This is a genomic window from Exiguobacterium sp. EA-TM-5, assembly GCF_053878415.1.
The window spans coordinates 999,453-1,021,579 of the sequence record NZ_CM132670.1 but is presented as its reverse complement, the minus strand read 5'-3'; the positions used below and the strand labels follow the sequence as shown (position 1 = coordinate 1,021,579).

The window sequence follows — 22,127 nt, the reverse complement described above, 5'->3', positions numbered from 1 at the left end:
ATTCCCCCTTTAATCTCTACTTTAAATCGCTTACATTCTCCATTGTACAGAAGCATGAGTCCGCTTACAATTATTCTAGTCAAAAAAATAAAGGAGCGACCGATTCGGTCACCCCTTGTTTCTCTATTATTCCTTCGCTTGTGAAAAGACGATCTCTTCATGTTCGATCGAGACTTTGACGTCCTGACCTTGGAATAACCAGTCATCTTGATCCGAGACGACGAAATGAATGCCGTCGACGACCTCTTCGACTGCCACTCGTTCGACCTCTTCCATATGAACGCCAACCGAGAAACCTTGTGTTAAATCCGTTGATCCACCATATTTTGCGAAGAAGCGAATCGTATCGCCCGATTTTGCTTCCATCTCATCTTTAAAGTATTGCAATGCCTCATCTGTAATATGAATTTTCATTTCTATCACTCTCCTTTCGTTTAGTGTACCGATATCCTACTCAAAAAAGCGAATTTCCTGTATGGTAGAGACAAGATTAGCTATGGAATCACCATGAAACACTCATCTAGGAGGAATTCGAATGAAACGATCGCTCGTAGTCTTGCTTGCGACCAGTCTCGTACTCGTCGGTTGCGGAAACGATTCCCCGTCTTCTACAGATACCAAATCCCCGAAGACGACGGAAACGAAACAACAGAAGGCAGAACAAGCCGTTCTCGATGTCTATCAAACATATGAAAAAACGCTCGGTCAATCAGGACGAGCAGATGCAAAAAATCTCGCATCGATTGAATATACAGGTGACGCAAAACAACTCGAACCACTCGCCGTTGGTGCGAAGAATTTGAACGTCGTTCCCGGTAAGGTCATCAAGTCGTTCCAAAAGGGCGACGTCGCTTATATCATCCACGAATTCAAGGATGCGAAAGGATCAATTCTCCCGAACCGTGGGTCAAAACTGTTATTAAAGAAAGACGATGAATGGAAAATCGTCCTAACTCCTACGACATTCGATCCGTCCGTCTTCTCGACACTTGGTGACATGTTCGTTGGATTTAATGCTGATGAGTATGGCGTCAATGCAAAAGCCGCCGACGAGATCGGAAAAACGGATGAAAAAGAGCAGGATGCGGTCTTCTCTCGCGTCAATGCGCAAACCGATTATATGGCGCTTGAGATGAACAGTAACATTCTCATGATTTATGGTGAGGCGCTAAAGAACGAAGGAAATCCTGAGACGCTCGCCGACTACTACGAGGATTATGCAGATTGGTATGAGGAAGAACAACCACTTCTCATGAAGACAGCAAAAGCCGGTACGGATTATGAGAAATACTTGATTGCTCTCGATCCATTGAAAGAAAGTCTTCAAAAAAAGCTTGAGAAATATGCGGATCAATTAAATATGGAACTAGGATAAGGAGGATTTTTCATGCAAGCACCTACATTCACCCTTCCGAACGCACAAGGAGACTCGATTTCCCTCGAGGATTATCGTGGAAAAAAAGTCGTACTTTATTTCTATCCGAAGGATTCAACACCTGGTTGTACGACTGAGGCATGTGATTTCCGAGATGCGACGCAAGCGTTTGAAGAAAACAATACCGTCATTTTGGGAGTCTCTGCCGATAGTCAGAAACGACATCAGAATTTTATCGCAAAATATGAATTACCATTCCAATTGTTATCAGATGTCGATCATGAAGTCTGTGAACAGTACGGTGTTTGGAAACTAAAAAAGAATTACGGTAAGGAATATTTTGGGATTGTTCGTTCAACATTTCTAATCGATGAGTCCGGTGAAATCGTGAAGGAATGGCGCAGTGTGAAAGTAAAAGATCACGTTGCAGAAGCACTTCAGTATGTGCAACAACAAAAATAATGCAAAAAACCAGTTGATTGAATCAACTGGTTCTTTTTGTATTCAAACATTCAAAAAACTCCTAATTTTATCCTTAGATAAAAATAATTAAATAAAAAAACCATTGGTATCACACATAAATTTAATAATTTTGAAATAATCTGAAAATATTCTATTGATTTTTCTGAATATTGTATTTATTATTGATAACAAGTTGATCCGGTGCTTTCCACAGCTTAAGAATAAAAGGCGATGACCCCTCTTATTTTTAGTCGGACACCGGATCGCTATCCTATCGGTTCTTATCGTTTCACCAGATATATCTATTTCTTTTGGGAGGGATTTACTTTATGAAGAAGAAAAAAGCACTTGCACTCGTAGGAGCACTGACAATCGCTGGATCAAGTCTTGCTGCATGTTCGACGGCAGAGGAAGGTAAAAAAGAAGGCGGTTCGACATCTGGAGAAAAATCTTCAGACAAACAAATCTTAAATTTAACAAGTGCTTCAGATATTCCAGCACTTAGCCCAACAGTCGCAACAGACTCAGTATCCTTCACAGTATTGAACAACGTCCAAGAAGGTCTATTCCGTCTTGATGACAAACAAGAAGCTACACCAGGTGTTGCGGAAAGTGTTGATGTTTCGGAAGATGGACTTACATACACGTTCAAGCTTCGTGATTCTAAATGGTCGGATGGCAGTGATGTTACAGCAAAAGACTTCGAGTATGCATGGAAACGTGTTCTTGATCCAAAAAGTGGTTCACAATATGCGTATATCATGTATCTCATCGATGGTGCTGAAGCGTATAACACAGGAAAAGGAAAAGCAGATGATGTTGCCGTTAAAGCAGTTGACGATAAAACACTTGAAGTTAAGCTAACACAACCAGCTGAATACTTTAAATCATTGACTGGTTTCGGTTCATTCATGCCATTGAAACAAGAATTTGTTGAAAAACAAGGGAAAAACTTCGCGACGAAGCCAGATACATTCCTCTACAACGGACCATTCGTCTTATCAGACTGGAAAACAGAGGTCGGTTGGAGCTACAAGAAAAACGATCAGTACTGGGATAAAGACAACGTTAAACTCGAAGAGATCAACTACAAAGTCGTTAAGGAAACATCGACTGCAGTCAACTTGTACGAAAAAGGTGATATCGATCAAGTTGGTCTGACAAGCGAATTCGTTGATCAGTACAAAGACAACAAAGACTTCGATACACGCCTTGATGCATCGATGTACTATATCCAAATGAACTTCAAGAATGAACTCTTGAAAAATAAAGATATCCGTAAAGCGATTGACTCTGGGTACGATAAAGAGCAGATGGCAAAAGTTCTTTTAAACAACGGTTCAATCCCAGCTTATTACTATGTTCCAAAAGAATTCGCTAAAGGTCCAGACGGTAAAGACTTCCGTGATGGCAACGAAGGATTCGGTTCATTCGATGCGTCTTCTGCGAAATCATCGTTCGAAAAAGGATTGAAAGATATCGGTAAAAAATCAGTCAAACTCGAGCTTCTTTCGTACGATGACGATAACTCGAAGAAAATCTCTGAGTACCTTAAAGGCGAATGGGAGAAAAACCTTCCAGGTCTTGAAGTCACGATCAAACAACAGCCGTTCAAAAACAAACTTGAGTTAGAATCAAAAGGTGAGTTCGAACTATCATTCGCAGGATGGGGACCTGATTACCAGGATCCGATGACGTTCCTCGATATGTGGGTAACAGGTGGACCATACAACCGTGGTAAGTACTCAAGCGATAAATATGATTCACTCATCAAATCAGCTCAAAAAGAAGTAGACGCTGAAAAACGTTGGCAGTCGCTTAAAGACGCTGAGAAAACTCTCCTAGAGGACGATCAAGCGATCTCTGTCATGTACCAGCGTGGGGCTTCCTACTTACGTAAGCCGTATGTTAAAGGTATCGTCAACCATAAAGTCGGTGCTGATACTTCATACAAATGGGCATCAATCGAAGGAAAATAAGTTACATCAAAAGACCAGATTCGCTGACGAGCGTGTCTGGTCTTTTTTTCCACCTGTGTCCTTTGTCCTATTTTTCTGAATAGCATTAAAATTTCGTGTCATTCTGTTTTCATTTTTATGACTTCGTTTTATACTAGCAAAGAATCCGATTCACTTTTTTTACAATAATTCATTAAATTTATTCATAATTAATGGAAATGAACCGATATATTTACCACAGAGGACTTTTGCCTCAATACTCTACTTTACTAGGAAGGAGGACTCACTCATGAAGCAACGCGTACTTACAAATCAAAAGAGTTATACAGAAGAACAGCTCGAGATGATTGAAGCGATTCGCGCAGTCGGTGAACTCATCCAGGACCGCCCAAGACGAACAGTCTATCGTCGTTATGCCCTCGTCAATGACTGGCCACAGCCAGAAAATATCGTTCGTCAATTTGGTTCTTGGCCAGAAGCTTTGTCTGCAGCAGGTTACGAATGGAACGTTGATCAGCAACCCGAAGAACTCGAGCGTGCACCGAAGTATACAAAAGATGAAATTTTAAAATCATTCAATCGTTATGCTCAAGATGTCGGCTCTACCATCACACTCAAGAAGTATCAAATGTGGCGTAAATCCGTTCATCATGCACCGAGTCACTATCATATCGTCAAGATGTTCGGGTCATGGCATGATGCCTGTACTGCAGCAGGGCTCGAAGCTAGTGTGACTTACTCAAAAGCTGAACTCGCTGCCTCGCTTCGTCAAGCTATCGAGGAAGTAGGATTTTCACTTTCATTTGAAGCCTATCGAGAATGGGCGAAACGAAACAATAAGCCCTCGACGAAAGCTTTATTGCATCGTTATGGCTCATGGTCTGCTGCTATCCATGCCATTGAAAATGAAATTCGTCTTACTAAACAACAACAAGCTCAATGAACTCATTTATCTTTTTAGTCCTTTCTGTCTAGCCGAAAGGACTTTTTTTCATCAAAAAAAGATGACGTCACCGTCATCTTTACTGTTTGAATTAAATAACCTTTTCTTTCCACTCTTGATATGATGCGACACGGTCGCGTCCTTGGAATTTCGCTCCGACATACATCGCGCGGTCTGCATTCCGTATCAAACTCGCTAAATCACCAAGTTCTTTTAGCGTGTCAACACCGATACTCGCTGTAATCTCAAGTGTATGACCTTCCACTAAAATCGGATGCGTGTGCAACGTTTCTCGAATACGCTCCGCAACGATCTGTGCAGATTCCAGATCCGTATTCGGCAGTAAGATAACGAATTCTTCTCCTCCATAACGTGCAACGAGATCCGTTATTCGCGTAGCTTGCATCAAGAGCTTAGCCACTTCAAATAAGACGACGTCCCCAATTTCATGACCGTACGTATCATTGATTTGTTTAAAGTGATCGAGATCAATCATTAATGCGGAGAACGGATAAAGATCACGTTGTTTAATCCGACGATCACCCCACTCTTGTAACGCACGATAATTAGGTAATTTCGTCATCGCATCTGTTCGGCTATCAATCAAAAGTCGCTCGCGTTCATGCGCTCGTTCTACAGCCCAAGATAAGACACGTAGTGCCCGGTATAATTCGTAGCCAAAATCTTTTGTAAACTCTCCACTTGCTTCCGATGCAAGCAATAGTGAACAGTTGATCGTCTCCGTTGCTTCAGGTTGAATAAACAACACGGATTGAATCTCTTCTGGTAAACAGTCATACAGTCGAATATCCCACTCCTGCTGCATACCATAAATCAATACTTCCTCTTTTTCAATGATGTCTTCAATGATTCGTCCTTCGACATGATCAGCTTTTAACTTCCGACCATCTTTTAATGAATAATAGACACTCTGTTTTCCTTCTTCAAAATCAAATTTGATCCAAGCGATATCAGGTTTGACGAATTGATTAAGCTGTCGTAGATAACGTTCGATGATAAACTGCGCATCACCGTCTTTCCATGCTGCTTCTTTTAAACGTTCAATTTGTTCCCAGTGCTCGATCCGATCCGATGCCTCGACAGAGCTACCGAGAGATCGCTTGATGATGAAGAGTGCAAACGCTGCCATTACAAGTCCGCTGTTCCCGTTTCCTTGCACGACGAGCGTACTGAAAATGCCGTATAACAGTTCTGCCGTGATCACAACTGCTTCAAAGCGTAACAGCTGAAACATGACATCACTTGGAATGTTCTCCCCCAAAAGAAATCGTGAAAGCTGATACTGCAACAATAAAACGATCCATAAAATAATGACCATCGCAAGCAATGGAATGATATTGTCAGTTAATTGAAAGGCATCACCGTGTGTCCCACCTAAGAGATTATAAGCAAGACCTGCCGGCACGATTAAGAAAAGTTCTAGCGCAACATTGAACGGATAATTATGTAGCATCCGTCGCCTTCCGACTGGCGTATGAATCGTACGCAATTGATAAATCAACATAGTGACCTGTCCCACGCAGATGGCAGAGAGCATACCATATGTCAAAAACGTGAACAGCACAAAACCAAAATGAAACGTAAAGCTCATATGTCGACGGCGAACTGGATCGACGACAAAAATAGTGGATAAGGCAGCAATTAATAAAAATGTAAATAAGTCGACGCTGAGGCTATAATCCTTAGACTTCGCAAAAAGATCGATGCCAATCACGATTAAGAAAAACACAACCCAGCTTCGAAGGAGATATTGTTGAAAACGGCGCACTAGACATTCCCCTTCCTCTTTCATTTATCGTCTAAAATTGTAATAAATTGTTAATTTCATTATTCATTTTTTTGAGCAAAATGTCGAACTTGAATCGTTTCTTTTGATACACTCATACATGAGGTGATTTTTTATGACAAAAACGTTTACTCAACATGCTTTTGATACGTTTCACATTGACGGTCTTGATTCACGAATGAGTGCCATTCGCGAACGAATCCAACCAATTTTTCGAGATATCGGTCACGAAGTCGCACCTGACTTGATCATGGCGATAGAAGAAGATATGCACGTTCATATTGCACAACATGCTAGACGCAAAGTAAATCCACCACAAGATACGTGGATGGCTTTCTCACCAGATAAACGCGGCTATAAAAAGCATCCACATTTTCAAGTCGGACTGTTTGATGACCATCTGTTCATTTGGCTTGCCTATATTTACGAGCTTCCAAACAAACAACAGTACGCCTCTCAACTACTCGAACACACGGATTTGCTAACAAAACTCCCGAAAGACTTCGTCATCTCATACGATCATATGAAAAAAGATGCTGTTCTCGTACACGAGACCGACATCCAATCAGGGTTAAAACGCTTCCATGATGTCAAAAAAGCAGAATTCCTCGTTGGACGTCACATTTCAGCAAAACAAGTGAGTACATTAACACGTGAAGAATTGTTAGATGTGATTCGAAATACCTACTCGCATCTCGTACCACTCTATAAAACGATTAAATAAAAAGGATGGCCGAATCGGTCATCCTTTTCATTAGTTATATTTTACTAGAATTGACATGACTTGTGTACGGTCAGAGTTTAAATTTAGATAAATGTTGACCTGTTTTGAGGAAACAGTCATGACATTGAATGTTTTATCGAGTTTTGCTTTCGAGTATGCTTGTTTGACATCTTTGACTGTAACCGTCCGTTTAACCTGTTTTGGATCATAAACGATGGCACTGACTTTCGCTTTTGCATCCTTCACACCGTACGTTGAACAATAATGCATTGCTTGATCCGCTGACGTTAAGCCATTTCCACTTTGGCACCAGTTCGAACTCTTTTCGCCTTTGTACGCTTTATGTACTTGCGCAAGTGTCGTTTTTTCAAGAACGACTTTTCCATCGAGTGAACGTGCTTGTTTCGCTTGTGTCTGAATTTCTTGAAGCCATTTGACATCAGTCTGTTTCGTTGCTTCGACCGGTTGATTATATGAAGTGCCTGACACAATACTGACAGTGAGTGCGGCAGTTAAGATGATTCCTAAGACTTGTTTCATGATGATGTCCTCCTCTGCGCCTATAAAAAGCGTTGATAATAAACTGATTCCCCTATTTCAAAAAATTATTCAGTTTTTATAGTTTTTTTATGGAAGTTTATTTTTACTTTTCTATAAGTATAAACAAAAAGAACCTAGTGTCTCCTGACACTAGGTTCTTCCTCATTTTTTATGCATCTTAAACTCGAGAAACAACTCGTTGTAATGAGCGAGCATCTTCTTACCGAGGTTCTCATAGACTTCAAGCGTATCCGTAACTTGTTTATCAGGATAGAATCGTTCGTCAGTACGAACCGATTTGTCGAGCAACTTCAAGCCTTCTTTGTTCGGTGTCGAATACCCAACGTAGTCAGCATTCTTCGCTGAAATATCTGGGCGCAACATGAAGTTGATAAATTCATGCGCACCTTCGACGTTTTTAGCCGTTTTTGGAATGACGACATTATCGAACCAGACGTTTGACCCCTCTTTTGGAATCACGTAGTCAAGGTTCTCGTTTTCGCTCATGATCTCGTTTGCATCACCAGACCAGACGACACCGAGTCCTGCTTCTTCATTCGCGAGGAGTAACTTGATTTCGTCACCAACGATTGCTTTGACGTTTGGTGTCAGACGCATCAAGTTTGCTTTTGCTTCTTGTAATTTTGATTCATCCGTTTCATTCAACGAATAACCAAGACTATTTAAGCTCATCCCCATGACTTCTCGAGCACCGTCAGCGAGTAGAATTTGATTCTTCAGCTTTGGATCCCAAAGATCCTTCCAGCTTGTCGGTTTCTTCCCACCAATCAAGTCTTTATTATAGACGATCCCAACTGTTCCCCAGAAATACGGAATCGAATACTTGTTTTTCGGGTCAAATGATAAATCCAAAAAACGCGAATCGATGTTCTTGAGGTTTGGAATCTTTTGATGGTCGATCGGTAGAACAAGCTTCTCATCGATCATCTTCGCGATCGCGTAATCAGACGGAACGGCAATATCGTACGTCGTTCCACCCTGTTCGATTTTCGTCAGCATCGCTTCGTTTGAATCGAATGTTTGATAGACGACCTTGATGCCGCTCTCCTTTTCAAACTGTTTGATCAGTGCTGGGTCGATATAATCGCCCCAGTTGTAGATGTTCAGGACATTTTTACCTGAATATCCTTGTGTCTCATTTAACTGATTCAAGGTGAAAAGAATGACACCTGAGATCAGGAAAATCGCGGCGAACAATTGAATCAATTTTTTCAACGGTCATTTCACCTCCGGTCGTGAAAGCTTCGTAGCAGCTCGTTGGTTCAAGAAGTAGTAGCCGATGACGAGTAAGAACGTAAACAGGAAGATGACAGTCGACAAGGCATTGATCTTCATCGAAATCCCTTGACGGGCGAGTGAGTAGATCTCTACAGATAGTGTCGTAAAGCCGTTTCCTGTCACGAAGAACGTCACAGCAAAATCGTCCAGTGAGTATGTCAATGCCGTAAAGAATCCGGCGAAGATACCAGGCGTGATATACGGCAAAATGACTTTCGTCAAGACATCCCAGCGGCTCGCCCCTAAGTCACGTGCTGCATCGACGAGCGTTGGACTCATCTCTTGTAACTTCGGCAAAACGAGAATGACGACGATTGGTACTGAGAACGCGATGTGCGACAGTAAGACCGACGTAAATCCAAGCTGGATGCCAAGTAGCGTGAAGAAAATCAAGAACGATGCCCCGATGATGACATCCGGACTGACGATCAAGATGCTGTTCAGTGTCAGTAATGACGTCTCGACACGTTTCTTGCGGACGGCTTGAATTCCAATCGCTCCGAACACGCCAAGAATCGTCGAGATCGCGGCTGACAACAAGGCAATGACAAGCGTGTTCAAGACGATGATCAACAAGCGTGAGTCTTGGAAGACTTCCTTGTACCAGTCCCACGTAAACGAATCGAAGTTCGTCATGTTATCGGCGCTGTTGAATGAATAGAACGCGAGATAGAAAATCGGAGCATACAAAATGATGAAGACACCGATCAGATAAAGATTTGCTAGTTTCAGACGTTTCATCAAGTCGTCGCTCCTTTCTTCCGTTTCGTACTCGTCAAGGCAAGGATGATCGCCATCGCGATAATGAGGAAGACGGCAATCGTTGCTCCCATACCCCAGTTCTGCGTCACGAGGAACTGCTGTTCAATCGCCGTACCGAGCGTGATGACGCGGTTCCCGGCAATCAGACGTGTAATCATGAACAGCGACAATGCTGGAATGAAAACGAGCTGACAGCCTGATTTCACACCGTCAAGCGTCAGTGGGAAGACGACACGACGGAATGTCGTGAAGTTCGATGCTCCGAGGTCACGTGCAGCGAAGACGAGTGACGGACTGAGTTTTTCAATCGCATTGAAAATCGGCAAGATCATGAACGGAATGAAGATATAGACCGATACGAAAACAAAACTGAAGTCGGTAAAGAGAATCTGTTGCCGTCCGATGCCGATCGCTTCAAGCGTTTGATTCGCTAGACCATACGTACTGAACAACCCGATGAACGCATAAGCTTTCAATAATAGGTTAATCCATGTCGGTAAGATGATCAGTAACAACCACAGTTGCTTGTGTTTTGTTTTCGTCAAGAGATAGGCCGTCGGATAACCAATCAAGAGTGAAAACACTGTGATTAAAAAGGCGTACCAAAACGAACTGAGCGTCATCGTCAAATAAGTCGACGTAAAGAAGTTCTGGTAGTTCTCAAACGAGAAATTACCGTCTAGGTCGAGAAACGAATAATAGACGACGAGGACGATCGGTGCGATGACGAACAAGGCGATCCAGAATAGATACGGAATGAGATACCAGTTACGTGATTTCTGCATCATAACACCCCGTCGTAAGATTCCAGACGCTTATCAAATTCTTCCTCTGTCTCGTTCAATCGCATGACGTGGATCGCTTCTGGATCAAATGTCAGACCGATTTGCTCACCCACTGTTGCTTTTTTCGTACTATGGACGAGCCATTCGTTGCCGACTTCATCCATGCAGGCGATCTCATAGTGCACGCCACGGAAGAGTTGCGAATCAACAGTGACTTGCAGTTTCCCTTGTGTCACGTTTGTGATCTCAAGATCCTCCGGACGGATGACGATCTCGACCGGTTCGTTCAGTTCAAGACCCCGGTCAACACATTCAAATTCCTTTTCTGCGAACCAGACCCGGTAATCTTCGACCATGCGCCCTGGAATGATGTTCGACTCCCCGATGAAATCAGCGACGAAGCGGTTGATCGGTTCGTCGTAGATATCTGTCGGCGTACCCGATTGTTGAATGACACCATGATTAAGGACGAAGATCTCATCCGACATCGCAAGTGCTTCTTCTTGGTCGTGCGTGACGAAGATGAACGTGATCCCAAGACGACGTTGCAAATCACGGAGTTCATATTGCATCTCTGTCCGTAATTTCAAGTCGAGCGCTGAAAGCGGCTCATCAAGCAAGATAACTTCCGGCTCATTAACGATTGCTCGGGCAATCGCGACACGTTGTCGTTGTCCACCCGACATCTCCGTGATTTCCCGCTTTTCATAGCCGGACAAGTTGACGAACTTCAACGCATCGGTCACACGTTGTGCGATTTCCGCTTCTTTGACCTTCTTGATTCGAAGACCGAAGGCGATGTTTTCAAAGACATTTAAATGTGGGAAGAGCGCGTAATCCTGAAAGACGGTATTGACTTGACGTTTGTTCGCTGGTACATCATTGATGCGTTTTCCGTTGAAGACGATGTCTCCCTCTGTCGCTTCTGAAAAGCCGGCAATCAATCGTAAGATCGTCGTTTTCCCACAACCCGATGGTCCGAGTAAGGTATAAAACTTCCCGCGTTCGATTTCGAAGCTCACTTGGTCGAGGACGGTCTGATCGTCATATCGTTTCGTGACGTCCTTGAATTGAATGATCGTAGTATCTGCCAATCTAGTTCCTCCTTTATAAGTATGAGTCGGTCGCAGTCACAAGGACCTTCGTCTCTTGTGTGGACTCATTGCGTAGTTGATGGATTTCTGAAGCTTTATAGTAAAGTGTCTCCCCTTGTTTTGCTACGAAAGACTGACGACCAAGCATCAGCGTGACGGTTCCTGCAAGCACATAGACGAATGTCTCAGCACCCGACGGTTCGTATGTCTTGAAGGCTCCACCTGGCGCGAGTGTCAGCAGGACCGGTTCCATCTCTTTTTCGTTCGATTCTGGAATCAGCCATGTGACATGGTATCCTTGCGCTTCATCTGCATACGTCGTGACATCTTCTTCTCCGTAAACAACTTTTTGATTGAGTGTGTCCTCATCAAAGAAATCTTTTGGTGAAATGCCAAGGACTTCAAGGAGGTGAAACAGCGTCTCGATCGACGGTGAACTGATTTCCCGTTCGAGTTGCGAGATATACCCTTTACTCAGGTCTGTTCTTTCCCCTAGTTCCTCTTGGGTCAATCCCTTTTGAAGACGGAGGTTTTTGATTTTTTGACCGATTGAGTACAATCGACGTCCTCCTCTCATCTGCCTAGTTTAGTATAAGATGACTAAAAGTTTACTAATCACGTACCGATTATAGCGTATTTTATTATTTAATCAACTAAAACGTTCGATATTTTTTAATGTTCATTTGACAGCAAGAACGCTTACACCTACAATTATTATCAGGTACTAATTTAAGGAGGAACTTGTTATGCGGATCGCTTGGATCACTGATAGTACAACGATTTTACCGGATACGATCGCTCAGCGTGATGATCTTTCGGTTGTCCCTTTACTCGTCATGAAGGATGGAGAAAGTTTCATTGATGGTGTCGATGTGGATGCAGAAACCGTTTATAGCTGGATTGATGCAAAACACAAAGTGACAACGAGCCAACCTTCGATCGGTAGTTTCACGGAACACTATGAACGATTAAAAGAAGAATATGATGTCGGTTTTGCTGTTCACTTATCAAGTGAGCTGAGTGGAACGTATAGCGCTTCCGTCCAAGGTGCAGAGATTGCTGGTTTCCGCTTGATTGCGATTGATTCCCGTTGTGGGATTTACCCGGCTGGTCAACTTCTTGCGGAAGCCATTGAACTCGTCGAAGCCGGACATTCGATCGAATCTGTCGAACAGATCATTCTTGAGCGTCGTTTCGACCATCATATCGAGTTCACTGTTGCGAATCTCGATCAATTACAAGCCGGTGGACGCATCTCTTCTACAAAAGCATTCGTCGGCAACTTGTTGCAGCTTCGTCCGTTGTTCCACTTCGAGGAAGGAAAGATCGTTCCCTATCAAACCGTTCGGACGTTCAAGAAAGCCCATTCGAAGATTTTCGATCACCTCGTCACGATCATTGAACGAGGACAGGTGACAGACATCTCCTTGTTCCACGCGACAGCCTATGAACTCGCACTGGAATGGAAACAACGCCTTGAATCGCAGTTTGATGTGCGTGTCCGCATTGATGATTTAACGCCCGTTCTCGGTTCGCATACAGGAAACCCAGCCATTGGCATGTCCTTTTTAAATCCAACGAGCCGACCGTGATGACTAATGAAAATGATTTTTGGGTAAACCTTCTTTAGAGAATAAAGGAGGTTTTTTGTTTGAAAAATAATAAATGGATTTGGCTCAACTGGGTCGGCTTCATCTTCACGATTGCCGTGAATGCCCTTGATGGTGGAAAGACAGGACGGATTTCCGACTCGATCATCACACTGTTCAAACCTGCCGGGTATGCGTTCTCAATTTGGGGATTGATTTATACGGTATTACTCATTTGGTTGATTTTGCAATCGATTCCGAAATTCAAGGAACATGAACTCGCGAAAAAAATTGGACCGTGGTTCTTGATCAGTTGTCTGTTCAATGCCGGTTGGATCGTTTCGTTCACATTCGAACTGTTTGTCGTCTCAGTCGTCGTCATTGTCGGTCTATTGCTATCATTGATCGTCATCTATTCAAAAATCGATCGTGAGACGAAAGGGTTACGTTTCAAATTACCATTTTCGCTGTATCTCGGCTGGGTATCGGTCGCAACAATTGCGGACATCTTCTTAACGATCAACGCAGAAGGTGTGACATCTTGGCTCGGAATCGGAGATGCTGGTTGGACGATGATTATGCTCGTTGTTGGTGTCGTCGTCGCTCTTCTCTTCATGTTCGCTAACCGTGATCCGATTTATCCGCTCGTCTTCGTTTGGGCGTATATCGCAATCAATTTCGAGTCCGACAATGGTCTCGTCGATACGACCGTTCTCGGGAGTGTCGTCTTGTTGCTTGCCGGTTATATCTTCCTTCTCGTTCGGATGCGTCGCCAAGTCAGCGTGAGCAAGTGACGTTATTTTCTGCTTCAAACGGCGTATACTAGAGGAAAGGAGTGAATGACTATGAACATCACATTTACACCACCCGCTCAGGAACGGGTTCGCCAATTACGCGGTGAAGTATCCGGCCAACTACACCTCTACTATGATACAGAGGGTTGCGGTTGCGGAAACTCTGGTATTTTCAGCATTCGTATCGTCGATGAAGCGACACCGGAAGACATGACGATCGACTCGAACGTCGGTCCCGTCCTCGTCAAACGGTGGTCGAGCCATTTCCTCGATCAAGAAATGACGCTTGATTACAATGCAGAGAAAAAAGCCCTCATTTTAAAAAGTGATGGTCAATACTTCAATACGAATGTTCTCGTGACGGATCAGACAGGCTGTGTCCTAGCGGTTCGTTCATAAACACAGATGAAAAAGGCAACTTCCATCGTGGAAGTTGCCTTTGTTTGTGTTCGAACAGACAGTTGCTGCGTTGAAAGCTAAATTGCCTGAGTATGATTAAATGTACTGGATGTCTGTCTGCATCGTGCACGAGCTGGTGAAAACCCAGCGCTTTGCGTCCCCCCAGACGTCGCATGCATCGTCCTCGCATGCTTATCTAGTATACGAATGGAAGTCGTATTTGGATTGCCTTATCCGACATTCAGAACGGTATCTTCAATCGTTTGCTGATCTAGATCCTTGACGTGCATCGGTCTACTATAATAGTAACCTTGTCCATAATCACAACCGAGACGTTTCAAGAAGAGATGCTGTTCAAGCGTCTCGACACCTTCCGCAACAACTTCGATTCCAAGACTTTTTGCGAGTTGGATGATCATTTCCGTAATCGCCGTTCCTCGTTCGTCATGCGGTACTTCATCGATGAACGACTTGTCGATCTTTAAGATATCAATCGGCAAATGCTTCAGGTGTGTGAGCGACGATAGACCGGTCCCGAAATCATCGAGGGCAATCGTCAGACTGAGTTGTTTCAGTTCACCCAGCATTGTCATCGCTCGGTCAAGGTTCTCCATGACGGACGTTTCGGTGATTTCGAGCTGTAGTTGCAATTCGCTTCCATTCTTCAAAGAATGATGAACGATTTCTTTAATCATTAAATTATGCGACTCCGACCGGAAGTGCATCGCCGATAAGTTGACAGAAACTTGGCGAATGAAATAATCTTCCTTCTTCCAAATTTCCATCTGAGCAACCGTCTCTTTTAGTACCCACTCGGTTAAACGGTGAATCAGACTATACTTCTCAGCGAGTGGAATGAATTCGGCTGGTGAGATGAAACCGAACTTCGGATGATTCCAGCGAATCAAGACTTCTGCCTGATCAACTTTTCCTGTTGCGAGTGCAATCTTTGGTTGATAGACGAGGGCGAACTCGTTAAAATCGGTCATTGCCCGACGTAAAGAACCGACGATCAATTGCTCTCTTTTATCAGAATGCAAGGAGTCATCATACACGATGAATCGATCTCTTCCTTCGTTTTTGCCGACCCGGAGGGCACTTTCCATTTGGCCAATTCGCATTTCTAACGTTTCTCCCATATCCGGTAGGATGACCCCCATCGTTGCTGTCAAATGGATTGGTTGATCATCTAAGTGAATCGGTTGTCGAATGTCTTCTAAAATTCGTTCGAAAGTAAGAAGTAATTCATCAGTTGGTACTTTTTTGATAAGAAAAAACTGCGTTCCATTATAACGAATACATGCTTCATCTTCTGATAAGGACGCACGCATTCGATCTGCAAACTCACGAATAACGGCATCTCCTTTATCAAAACCAAACGTATCGTTGACCCATTTGTATCCGTCAAGATCGAGTATAGCCATCGCCATCTCGTCTTTAGACTTTCCGTAATGCGTATCAACCTTTATCATGTGATGATCTAACCATCTCCGATTATGCAAGCCGGTTAAATGATCGGTATATGCCATCATTTGTAAAGCACGTCGTTCTAAATGAATATAGAGTCCTGCGATGAAGATTAGAATTAAAAATACAGGAATTGCTACATCGTTTAAAATATTCGATGTAATCGGACTATCTCCAATACGTCCTGCTTGATCGACCGGGATACAAAAAGAGGTTCCAAGCATACCAACGTAATGCATCGAAGAGATAGCAAAGCCCATTACGATTGCAATGGGAATAAGAATTCTTTTTTTATCAACATGTCGTAAACGATGTAAAAGTAATAGTGCAATGTACGCTACAGTAATTGCGATGAGAATAGATAAGGCAAACAAACCCTTTTCATAACGAATCGCGCCACCGAAATCCATTGCCATCATCCCAAGATAATGCATCATCGCAATACCTACGCCCATCAAAGAACCTGCTAAAATGACTTTGTTTCGTGTAATCGTTGATGAGTAGAGCAGATAAAAGGCGATGAAGGCAGATAAAATAGCTGGAATAACGGATAAAAACATTAAAATCCAGTCATAACGAACAGTGACAGATAAAGCGAAAGCACCCATACCGATAAAATGCATCCCCCAAATCGATAGTCCCATCGTCAAAGAAGATAAGAATAACGCTCGTTTCTTTAAAGAAGTTGCCTTAGCCAACCGTCGATTTAATTCAAGCGATCCATACGATCCAATGATCGCGACGAGTACCGACAGTACAACTAAGCCCACTTCATAGTGCTTCGTTAAAATAATCCATTCATTCATTGTATGTGGCCTCTCCTTACAGAACTGACTTTCTTCTTAGTATCGACGGTTATGAAGTATATTTTCAGTCGAAACTTGCATTTCATGTGATTTTATTGATATTTTCTATTTTTTAGTCCTTTTTTTCTTAGTGTAAAACGCATAAAAAAACGAATTCGCCATAGACGAATCCGTTTATATTTTTTAAATTAGAGTGCAACTGATGCCACGATTTCTCCCGTAGGTTTCGCTAAATCCGGCTCTGGTTCGACAGTAATCGCTACCGCATCGACGTCACCGTTCCCTTTGAGTGGAAATACCGCTGCTGCTTCGCCGTCTTTTTCAATGATACCATTCGCAGTCGGTGTTTCACCTTTGATGGTCCATAATTGATACAGTTCTCCTTCTTTCAAAGGAGGTAGATCTTTCAATTGAACGAGCATATACGATTTATCATTTTGTGTGAACACCATACTAGACCCTTTGATCGATTCGTTACTTTCAAAGTTTCCCATTCCTTTAATTTCATCCATCGCTAGTGTTTCCGGGGTATCTGTACTTTCTTCTTGCGACAGGAAGTAGGCGTTCGCACCAAGTGAAAGAATAAGGGCGGCAGCAATACTCATCAACCAGCCGAGTGGGACACTCTTTTTCTTCGTTTGTTGCTGACGTGCTTGTTTGATGTCTACTGGAGTAGTCATCGGTTCTTCCTTAGGAGACTCCGTCTCTGCTGAACCAAGAACTTCTCCAAGAATACGTGCTTTCATTCCTACAGGAACAGGACGCTCCGGAAGCGATTCAGCGATGGGAAGCATGAGTTCTTCCATTTCTAAAAGCGCTTCGCGACATTCTTCGCACGTCGCAAGATGCGCTTCGAACGCGTCGCGATCTGCTGAAGAGAGTATTCCATTGAAGTAATTGATCAAGTCATGACAACGTTCTTCCATCTCGTTCCCTCCCATCTAATCGTTTTCTTAATGCTTGAATCGCACTTCTGATACGTGTCTTGACTGTTCCGAGTGGTAAGTCAAGTTGATCTGCGATTTGTTGTTGAGTTAGTCCTTGGAAATAGACTAGCTCGATCAAATCCTGTTGTTCCGATTTTAGTTCGCTTACGGCATCACGCACTTCCGCTGCAGTTTCTCGTTGCATGACGGTCCGCTCAACAGGTTCATCATATCCGCCATCTCGTTCTTCAACTTCAATCGTCGGTTGTCGTTTTTCACGACGTAGACAATCAAGAGCCGCGTTACGTGTAATCGTTAAAATCCAAGATGAAAACTTTCCTTTTTGTGTATCAAAATCAACACGACCATTCCAAACTTTCATCCATACTTCTTGAATGACTTCTTCGGACAATCGATCATTATTCGTAAAGCGATAGGCGAATGAAAACAACAATCGCTCGTACTTCTCATACAAAGTCTCGAGTGCCTGTTCATCACCGCTACGCATCAGATGATAAAGCGATTCATCGGATTGAGTATGCATCCTTTTCCTCCTCCTGATATCAGCTTCATCATATAGTATACGAGAGCTAACACCAAATCGTTTTAATTTTCATCAATTTTCTAAGTAAATTCTCCACCACATCCATATTCCCTGATTTCAAGAAAATTATAGCTTAAAATTCGATAGAATTGACAGTAATACCGTTATGGGCATAGCATAAAGGTATTACTCAGACGTTAGTTCTACTATGAAACGGAGGAACACAAATGGATTATGATCGCAAAATGAAGAATCGCGTCAGCCGAATCGAAGGGCAATTACGTGGTATCCTTCGCATGATGGAAGAAGGGCAAGACTGTCGGGATGTTATCACTCAACTTTCCGCTGCTCGCTCCGCGATTGATCGTACGATTGGTGTCGTCGTAAGTTCCAATTTAATTGAATGCGTGAAAGAAGCAGAACAAAATGGTGACGGGCAGACAGAAGAGCTTGTGAAGGAAGCTGTAAATCTTCTGGTTAAAAGTCGCTAATTCGTATAGACAATCAGTCAGAATAGTTTATATCTCAACTCGAAAAAGGGATCAGATTCAATGGAATCCGAACCCTTTTTTACTTTTTAGTATAAAACTTTTAGTTGATCTAAATACACTTTACTTTTAATAGTTGTTCCCTTTTTCGTTGCATCCGTTTCAACAAAATATAGTGATTCGATTTTAATAGGCGTTGGCCATGTCGGATCAAGGGTCGCTTGTACCGTTTTAAATCCTTTCCAATCTACTTTCTTAACGAAATCCACAACATGCCGATTTCCTGAAGCATCTCTGACTTCCGAGCGTAACCAAGGCGCACGTCCATCTCCGTAGACATCAATCGTCAATGCACGGGCAGGAGAAGGAATGATCCATGATGCTTTTTTAATGTACATCGCTCCGTTTTGTTTCTTCCATCCTGAATAATCATATGTCATTTCGAGTGATTGTTTACCGACTGATTTCTGCAAAGAACTGAGACGAACAGAATAACTCGAAACATACGGAGATACTGCTTCATAGACACCCTGTTCGAATGTATCGATGACTTCTTCTTTTTTCATAGCAGAGACGGTAATCGGTAATCGAACCGTCTGCCCCCCGGAGGAGACGATTAATTCTGTTTTCCCGATTTTTTTTGCCAAGAGATTCCCTTTTGTAATCGATGCGGTTGCTCCGTTTGTGACTTGGTAATTGAGTTGCGAAGCAGGGATTACGACACGTCGTCCGTTTAGCCATCCTTCTGATGAAATCGCGAGGCGTTGTCCTACTTTTAACAAGATGGGACGTCCTCCATTGACCGTAAGACCGGTCAAACGATTCGTGATTGGGATCGATACGGTTCGTTTAGCACGATCGACTTGCATCGTACCTGTCCATTTCCCAGGAGTCAGTGGTGCTGTGATTTGCAATCCTTTAACACCTGTCCCTTTCCATGCGATCGATTTCTTTGTCGCATCCACAGGTTGACCATTCGCATCCGTCAGTTTTAATCCAAATCCACTTTTTTCACCCACATATAATTCTTTAGGGGCAGTCAATAAAATGGTCGTCGCTAGATTCGATGGAACATAATGCGTCGCTAAGATTAACCCGTTCGTAATGGAGCGGCTTCTTCCATCTGCTGGTACATTCGCTGTTTTAGGTGAGAATTCTCCTGCGCGTCTAACCATTAACTCAGTCGAACCGCCTCCATCAAATGCGAGAGCTGACGTGACACCTAAACGTTTCATTTGCTCCACTGCTTCAAGCATCGTAATCCCTTTTGAATCAAGACGAGCTTGGTCCACTGTAATGATTTGAACTGTCCCGTTTGATGTTGTACCGATAAGTGTCCGCGCTTTACGAGCAAGCATCAAAAAGCGGTCATGGTTCAATGCTAGGCTGCCTAAACTATATCCAACTCCATTTTGAATCAACCAGTTATATCCAGATACAGCTTCCTGAATATCATTACGCATTTGCAGATTAGATAATTGAACTAGATTTAATTGAGTTGATAACAAACCATTTGATTTTTCTTCTGCTGCTTTAACAAGTGCAAGTAGGGCTGCTTTTTGTTTTCCAAGTCCGACGAGGACAACTCCAGCGTCGGGCAAGCGAATTTCTTTACGGAATGTCGTATCTATTGATTCAACGGTCCATTGATAATTTTTACCGAGTGTGAACGCCGATGTCGCCGATCCTTTTAAATAGACGATCGCGATGTCTTTTTTCATCGCTTCTGACGGCTCAATTAGCTTCAGAATTTTTGAAGCATGATGGGCTGAACTAAAGATACCGATTCGATTTGCTAAGTTCTCGTTACGATTAACTGAATGAATCGTTACGCGCTTCGTATCAGCCATCGCAGATCCGATAATACCGAACGATCCGATTTCTGGTTTTCCTTGTCCATTGATCATGAATGATGGAAATTTTGTTGCAGAATCTTTAACACTATGACTAACAAGTACTTGATTTTGCTGGATTTGAAGTCCAATCGGTAACCCTGAAGCTACTCGATACATATCTGCATTGATTGCCGTTACGACACGTCCCCCGCTTGTTGCCACACGACTAACTTGAGAAGGTAAGGATTCCGTTGCTAATACACGGTCTCGTCCTTTAGTAGTCACCCAGTAGTTACCGGCATCAGGCTGAACCGTTACATGTCGAAATAACTGTGGTGTACCCGAGAGTGTTTCTGATTTCGTCGTATAGGTTACACCTTTTGAAATCGTTTCTGCCTGAATGGTAGAGACAGATTGAAAAAGACAAAAAGTTGTTAATAAAATACAAATTTTCTTGAACATAACACACCTCCGTTATATATTATGCCTTTTTTAGTAAATAAATGACATAATTAATTTGGAAGAGGTTTATTTTTATTCATAACAGGTATAGAAAGTAGTTCAATCATTCTTTTTTTTATAATCAGCATGTAAAATCAAGCATACATGACCGTAGGAGGCATCTATCATGACCGTATCTGTATTTATTGATGTCGCGTGTAAGACAGGTGAATCTCCTGTCTACGACGCGAAAACAAAACGTTTTTATTTCGTCGATATTCCGAACCAATTACTCTTTTCATATGATCTTGTCACAGAAGCACTCAAACCGTACACGTTACCAAGTGCCATCACATCGATTGCCTTAACGGATGCACCCGATTTATTACGCGTTACGTCAGAACATGGTTTTGGAACGTTCGATCTCCAAGAAAGTCATCTATCTCTTGAACATCAACTATCGTTACCAGATTCTGACCGGATGAATGACGGAAAACTTGACCCGGCTGGTCAATACGTCGCCGGTAGTATTAATGAAGAAGACGGTAAAACCGCTGGATTATTCCGTCTGCGCCACGATGGGTCCGTTGATGTTTTGCACGAAGACTTAACAAACTCCAACGGACTCGTATGGTCAGAGGATGGTAAGACACTTTATCATATCGATACTCCGACGAAAAAAGTTTATGCCTTTGATTACAGTCCAGACGCCCCTCTTTCGAACAAACGCGTCGCTGTTGATCTCGAAGAGGAAGACGGGTTCCCGGATGGCATGACGAAAGACGCGGAAGGTCACGCTTGGATCGCACACTATGCCGGATCTTGCGTCACACGTTGGAATCTTAAGACAGGTGAAAAACTCGCCCATATCGATTTCCCTGTTTCAAATCCAACATGTCCGATCTTCTACGAGGATCGATTACTTGTTACAACAGCTGCGGACGGGGATGATGCACCACATGCTGGTGCCGTTTTTGCTGTAACATTTGAATGATTCGAGAAGAGGAATCTCCTTTTTACGGGGATCCCTCTTTTTCTACACAATTCATCTAGACGTGTCTAAAAAAACAGACGATACTAAAAAAGAAG

General features: G+C 42.9%; 22 protein-coding genes. 10 read left to right on the top strand and 12 right to left on the bottom strand.

Translation table 11 applies throughout. The features are described from left to right. Window positions 1-126: 126 nt before the first annotated feature. Window positions 127-414: a HesB/YadR/YfhF family protein gene (locus ACV3PA_RS05290; RefSeq protein ID WP_053454262.1), complete on the bottom strand. Its 288-nt coding sequence runs from the start codon at window positions 412-414 to the stop codon at window positions 127-129. Between the two features lie 121 nt (window positions 415-535). Here ACV3PA_RS05290 and ACV3PA_RS05285 point away from each other — a divergent pair, with 121 nt between their 5' ends. The 4 genes from ACV3PA_RS05285 to ACV3PA_RS05270 all read left to right on the top strand — a co-directional run bounded on the left by ACV3PA_RS05285 (window position 536) and on the right by ACV3PA_RS05270 (window position 4,738). After that, window positions 536-1,375, top strand: a complete 840-nt coding sequence (locus ACV3PA_RS05285) for a hypothetical protein (RefSeq protein ID WP_053454263.1) — start codon at window positions 536-538, stop codon at window positions 1,373-1,375. Between the two features lie 12 nt (window positions 1,376-1,387). After that, window positions 1,388-1,837 (top strand): thioredoxin-dependent thiol peroxidase, encoded by a 450-nt coding sequence (gene bcp, locus ACV3PA_RS05280; protein ID WP_456125787.1) that lies wholly within the window; start codon window positions 1,388-1,390, stop codon window positions 1,835-1,837. 329 nt (window positions 1,838-2,166) lie between these two features. After that, window positions 2,167-3,816 carry a peptide ABC transporter substrate-binding protein gene (locus tag ACV3PA_RS05275; protein ID WP_456125786.1) on the top strand — a complete coding sequence of 550 codons (1,650 nt, stop codon included), beginning with the start codon at window positions 2,167-2,169 and terminating at the stop codon, window positions 3,814-3,816. 268 nt (window positions 3,817-4,084) lie between these two features. After that, on the top strand, window positions 4,085-4,738 hold the full coding sequence (locus ACV3PA_RS05270; RefSeq protein ID WP_053454266.1) for a homing endonuclease associated repeat-containing protein: 654 nt from the start codon (window positions 4,085-4,087) through the stop codon (window positions 4,736-4,738). Between the two features lie 91 nt (window positions 4,739-4,829). On the opposite strand, the gene ACV3PA_RS05265 is transcribed toward ACV3PA_RS05270, so the two are convergent. Beyond that, window positions 4,830-6,527, bottom strand: a complete 1,698-nt coding sequence (locus ACV3PA_RS05265; protein WP_053454267.1) for a GGDEF domain-containing protein — start codon at window positions 6,525-6,527, stop codon at window positions 4,830-4,832. 133 nt (window positions 6,528-6,660) lie between these two features. On the opposite strand from ACV3PA_RS05265, the gene ACV3PA_RS05260 reads away from it, so the two are divergent. Then, entirely contained in the window at window positions 6,661-7,269 is a 609-nt protein-coding gene (locus tag ACV3PA_RS05260; protein WP_053454268.1) for a YktB family protein, read from the top strand. Between the two features lie 30 nt (window positions 7,270-7,299). Here the strand turns inward: ACV3PA_RS05260 and ACV3PA_RS05255 are convergent, their stop codons facing one another. The 6 genes from ACV3PA_RS05255 to ACV3PA_RS05230 form a co-directional block, all read right to left on the bottom strand. Beyond that, a complete protein-coding gene (locus tag ACV3PA_RS05255) occupies window positions 7,300-7,809 on the bottom strand; it encodes a hypothetical protein (protein ID WP_053454269.1) in 510 nt (169 codons plus the stop codon). Between the two features lie 162 nt (window positions 7,810-7,971). Next, complete coding sequence (locus ACV3PA_RS05250; RefSeq protein ID WP_456125785.1) at window positions 7,972-9,045, bottom strand: ABC transporter substrate-binding protein; 1,074 nt, start codon at window positions 9,043-9,045, stop codon at window positions 7,972-7,974. Between the two features lie 3 nt (window positions 9,046-9,048). Beyond that, entirely contained in the window at window positions 9,049-9,849 is an 801-nt protein-coding gene (locus tag ACV3PA_RS05245; protein ID WP_029342587.1) for an ABC transporter permease, read from the bottom strand. After that, complete coding sequence (locus tag ACV3PA_RS05240; RefSeq protein ID WP_029342588.1) at window positions 9,849-10,658, bottom strand: ABC transporter permease; 810 nt, start codon at window positions 10,656-10,658, stop codon at window positions 9,849-9,851. The genes ACV3PA_RS05245 and ACV3PA_RS05240 overlap by 1 nt, the downstream gene beginning before the upstream one ends. Further along, window positions 10,655-11,749 (bottom strand): ABC transporter ATP-binding protein, encoded by a 1,095-nt coding sequence (locus ACV3PA_RS05235; protein ID WP_053454271.1) that lies wholly within the window; start codon window positions 11,747-11,749, stop codon window positions 10,655-10,657. Before ACV3PA_RS05235 ends, ACV3PA_RS05240 begins: the two co-directional genes overlap by 4 nt. Before the next feature lie 13 nt (window positions 11,750-11,762). Continuing rightward, window positions 11,763-12,326: a helix-turn-helix domain-containing protein gene (locus tag ACV3PA_RS05230; RefSeq protein WP_053454272.1), complete on the bottom strand. Its 564-nt coding sequence runs from the start codon at window positions 12,324-12,326 to the stop codon at window positions 11,763-11,765. Window positions 12,327-12,495: 169 nt separating this feature from the next. Between ACV3PA_RS05230 and ACV3PA_RS05225 the strand changes: the two genes are divergently transcribed. The 3 genes from ACV3PA_RS05225 to ACV3PA_RS05215 are packed head-to-tail and all read left to right on the top strand — an operon-like array spanning window position 12,496 to window position 14,531. Continuing rightward, window positions 12,496-13,341, top strand: a complete 846-nt coding sequence (locus ACV3PA_RS05225; RefSeq protein ID WP_053454273.1) for a DegV family protein — start codon at window positions 12,496-12,498, stop codon at window positions 13,339-13,341. 59 nt (window positions 13,342-13,400) lie between these two features. Then, window positions 13,401-14,132: a hypothetical protein gene (locus ACV3PA_RS05220; RefSeq protein WP_053454274.1), complete on the top strand. Its 732-nt coding sequence runs from the start codon at window positions 13,401-13,403 to the stop codon at window positions 14,130-14,132. Window positions 14,133-14,183: 51 nt separating this feature from the next. Beyond that, the gene (locus ACV3PA_RS05215) at window positions 14,184-14,531 is read left to right on the top strand and encodes an iron-sulfur cluster biosynthesis family protein (RefSeq protein ID WP_053454275.1); all 348 of its coding nucleotides are present in this window, start codon (window positions 14,184-14,186) and stop codon (window positions 14,529-14,531) included. Between the two features lie 230 nt (window positions 14,532-14,761). Here ACV3PA_RS05215 and ACV3PA_RS05210 read toward each other — a convergent pair whose 3' ends face one another. The 3 genes from ACV3PA_RS05210 to ACV3PA_RS05200 form a co-directional block, all read right to left on the bottom strand. Continuing rightward, window positions 14,762-16,804 (bottom strand): bifunctional diguanylate cyclase/phosphodiesterase, encoded by a 2,043-nt coding sequence (locus tag ACV3PA_RS05210; protein ID WP_456125784.1) that lies wholly within the window; start codon window positions 16,802-16,804, stop codon window positions 14,762-14,764. Window positions 16,805-16,992: 188 nt separating this feature from the next. Next, a complete protein-coding gene (locus ACV3PA_RS05205) occupies window positions 16,993-17,730 on the bottom strand; it encodes an anti-sigma factor (RefSeq protein ID WP_053454277.1) in 738 nt (245 codons plus the stop codon). Next, window positions 17,711-18,274: an RNA polymerase sigma factor gene (locus ACV3PA_RS05200; RefSeq protein ID WP_053454278.1), complete on the bottom strand. Its 564-nt coding sequence runs from the start codon at window positions 18,272-18,274 to the stop codon at window positions 17,711-17,713. The genes ACV3PA_RS05205 and ACV3PA_RS05200 overlap by 20 nt, the downstream gene beginning before the upstream one ends. 227 nt (window positions 18,275-18,501) lie before the next feature. Between ACV3PA_RS05200 and ACV3PA_RS05195 the strand changes: the two genes are divergently transcribed. Further along, window positions 18,502-18,765, top strand: coding sequence for a metal-sensitive transcriptional regulator (locus ACV3PA_RS05195; RefSeq protein ID WP_035410294.1), 264 nt, complete (start codon window positions 18,502-18,504; stop codon window positions 18,763-18,765). Between the two features lie 86 nt (window positions 18,766-18,851). Here the strand turns inward: ACV3PA_RS05195 and ACV3PA_RS05190 are convergent, their stop codons facing one another. Further along, window positions 18,852-21,059 (bottom strand): phosphodiester glycosidase family protein, encoded by a 2,208-nt coding sequence (locus ACV3PA_RS05190; RefSeq protein WP_456125783.1) that lies wholly within the window; start codon window positions 21,057-21,059, stop codon window positions 18,852-18,854. Between the two features lie 166 nt (window positions 21,060-21,225). Here ACV3PA_RS05190 and ACV3PA_RS05185 point away from each other — a divergent pair, with 166 nt between their 5' ends. Continuing rightward, on the top strand, window positions 21,226-22,032 hold the full coding sequence (locus ACV3PA_RS05185) for an SMP-30/gluconolactonase/LRE family protein (protein ID WP_456125782.1): 807 nt from the start codon (window positions 21,226-21,228) through the stop codon (window positions 22,030-22,032). The last annotated feature ends 95 nt before the right edge of the window (window positions 22,033-22,127 follow it).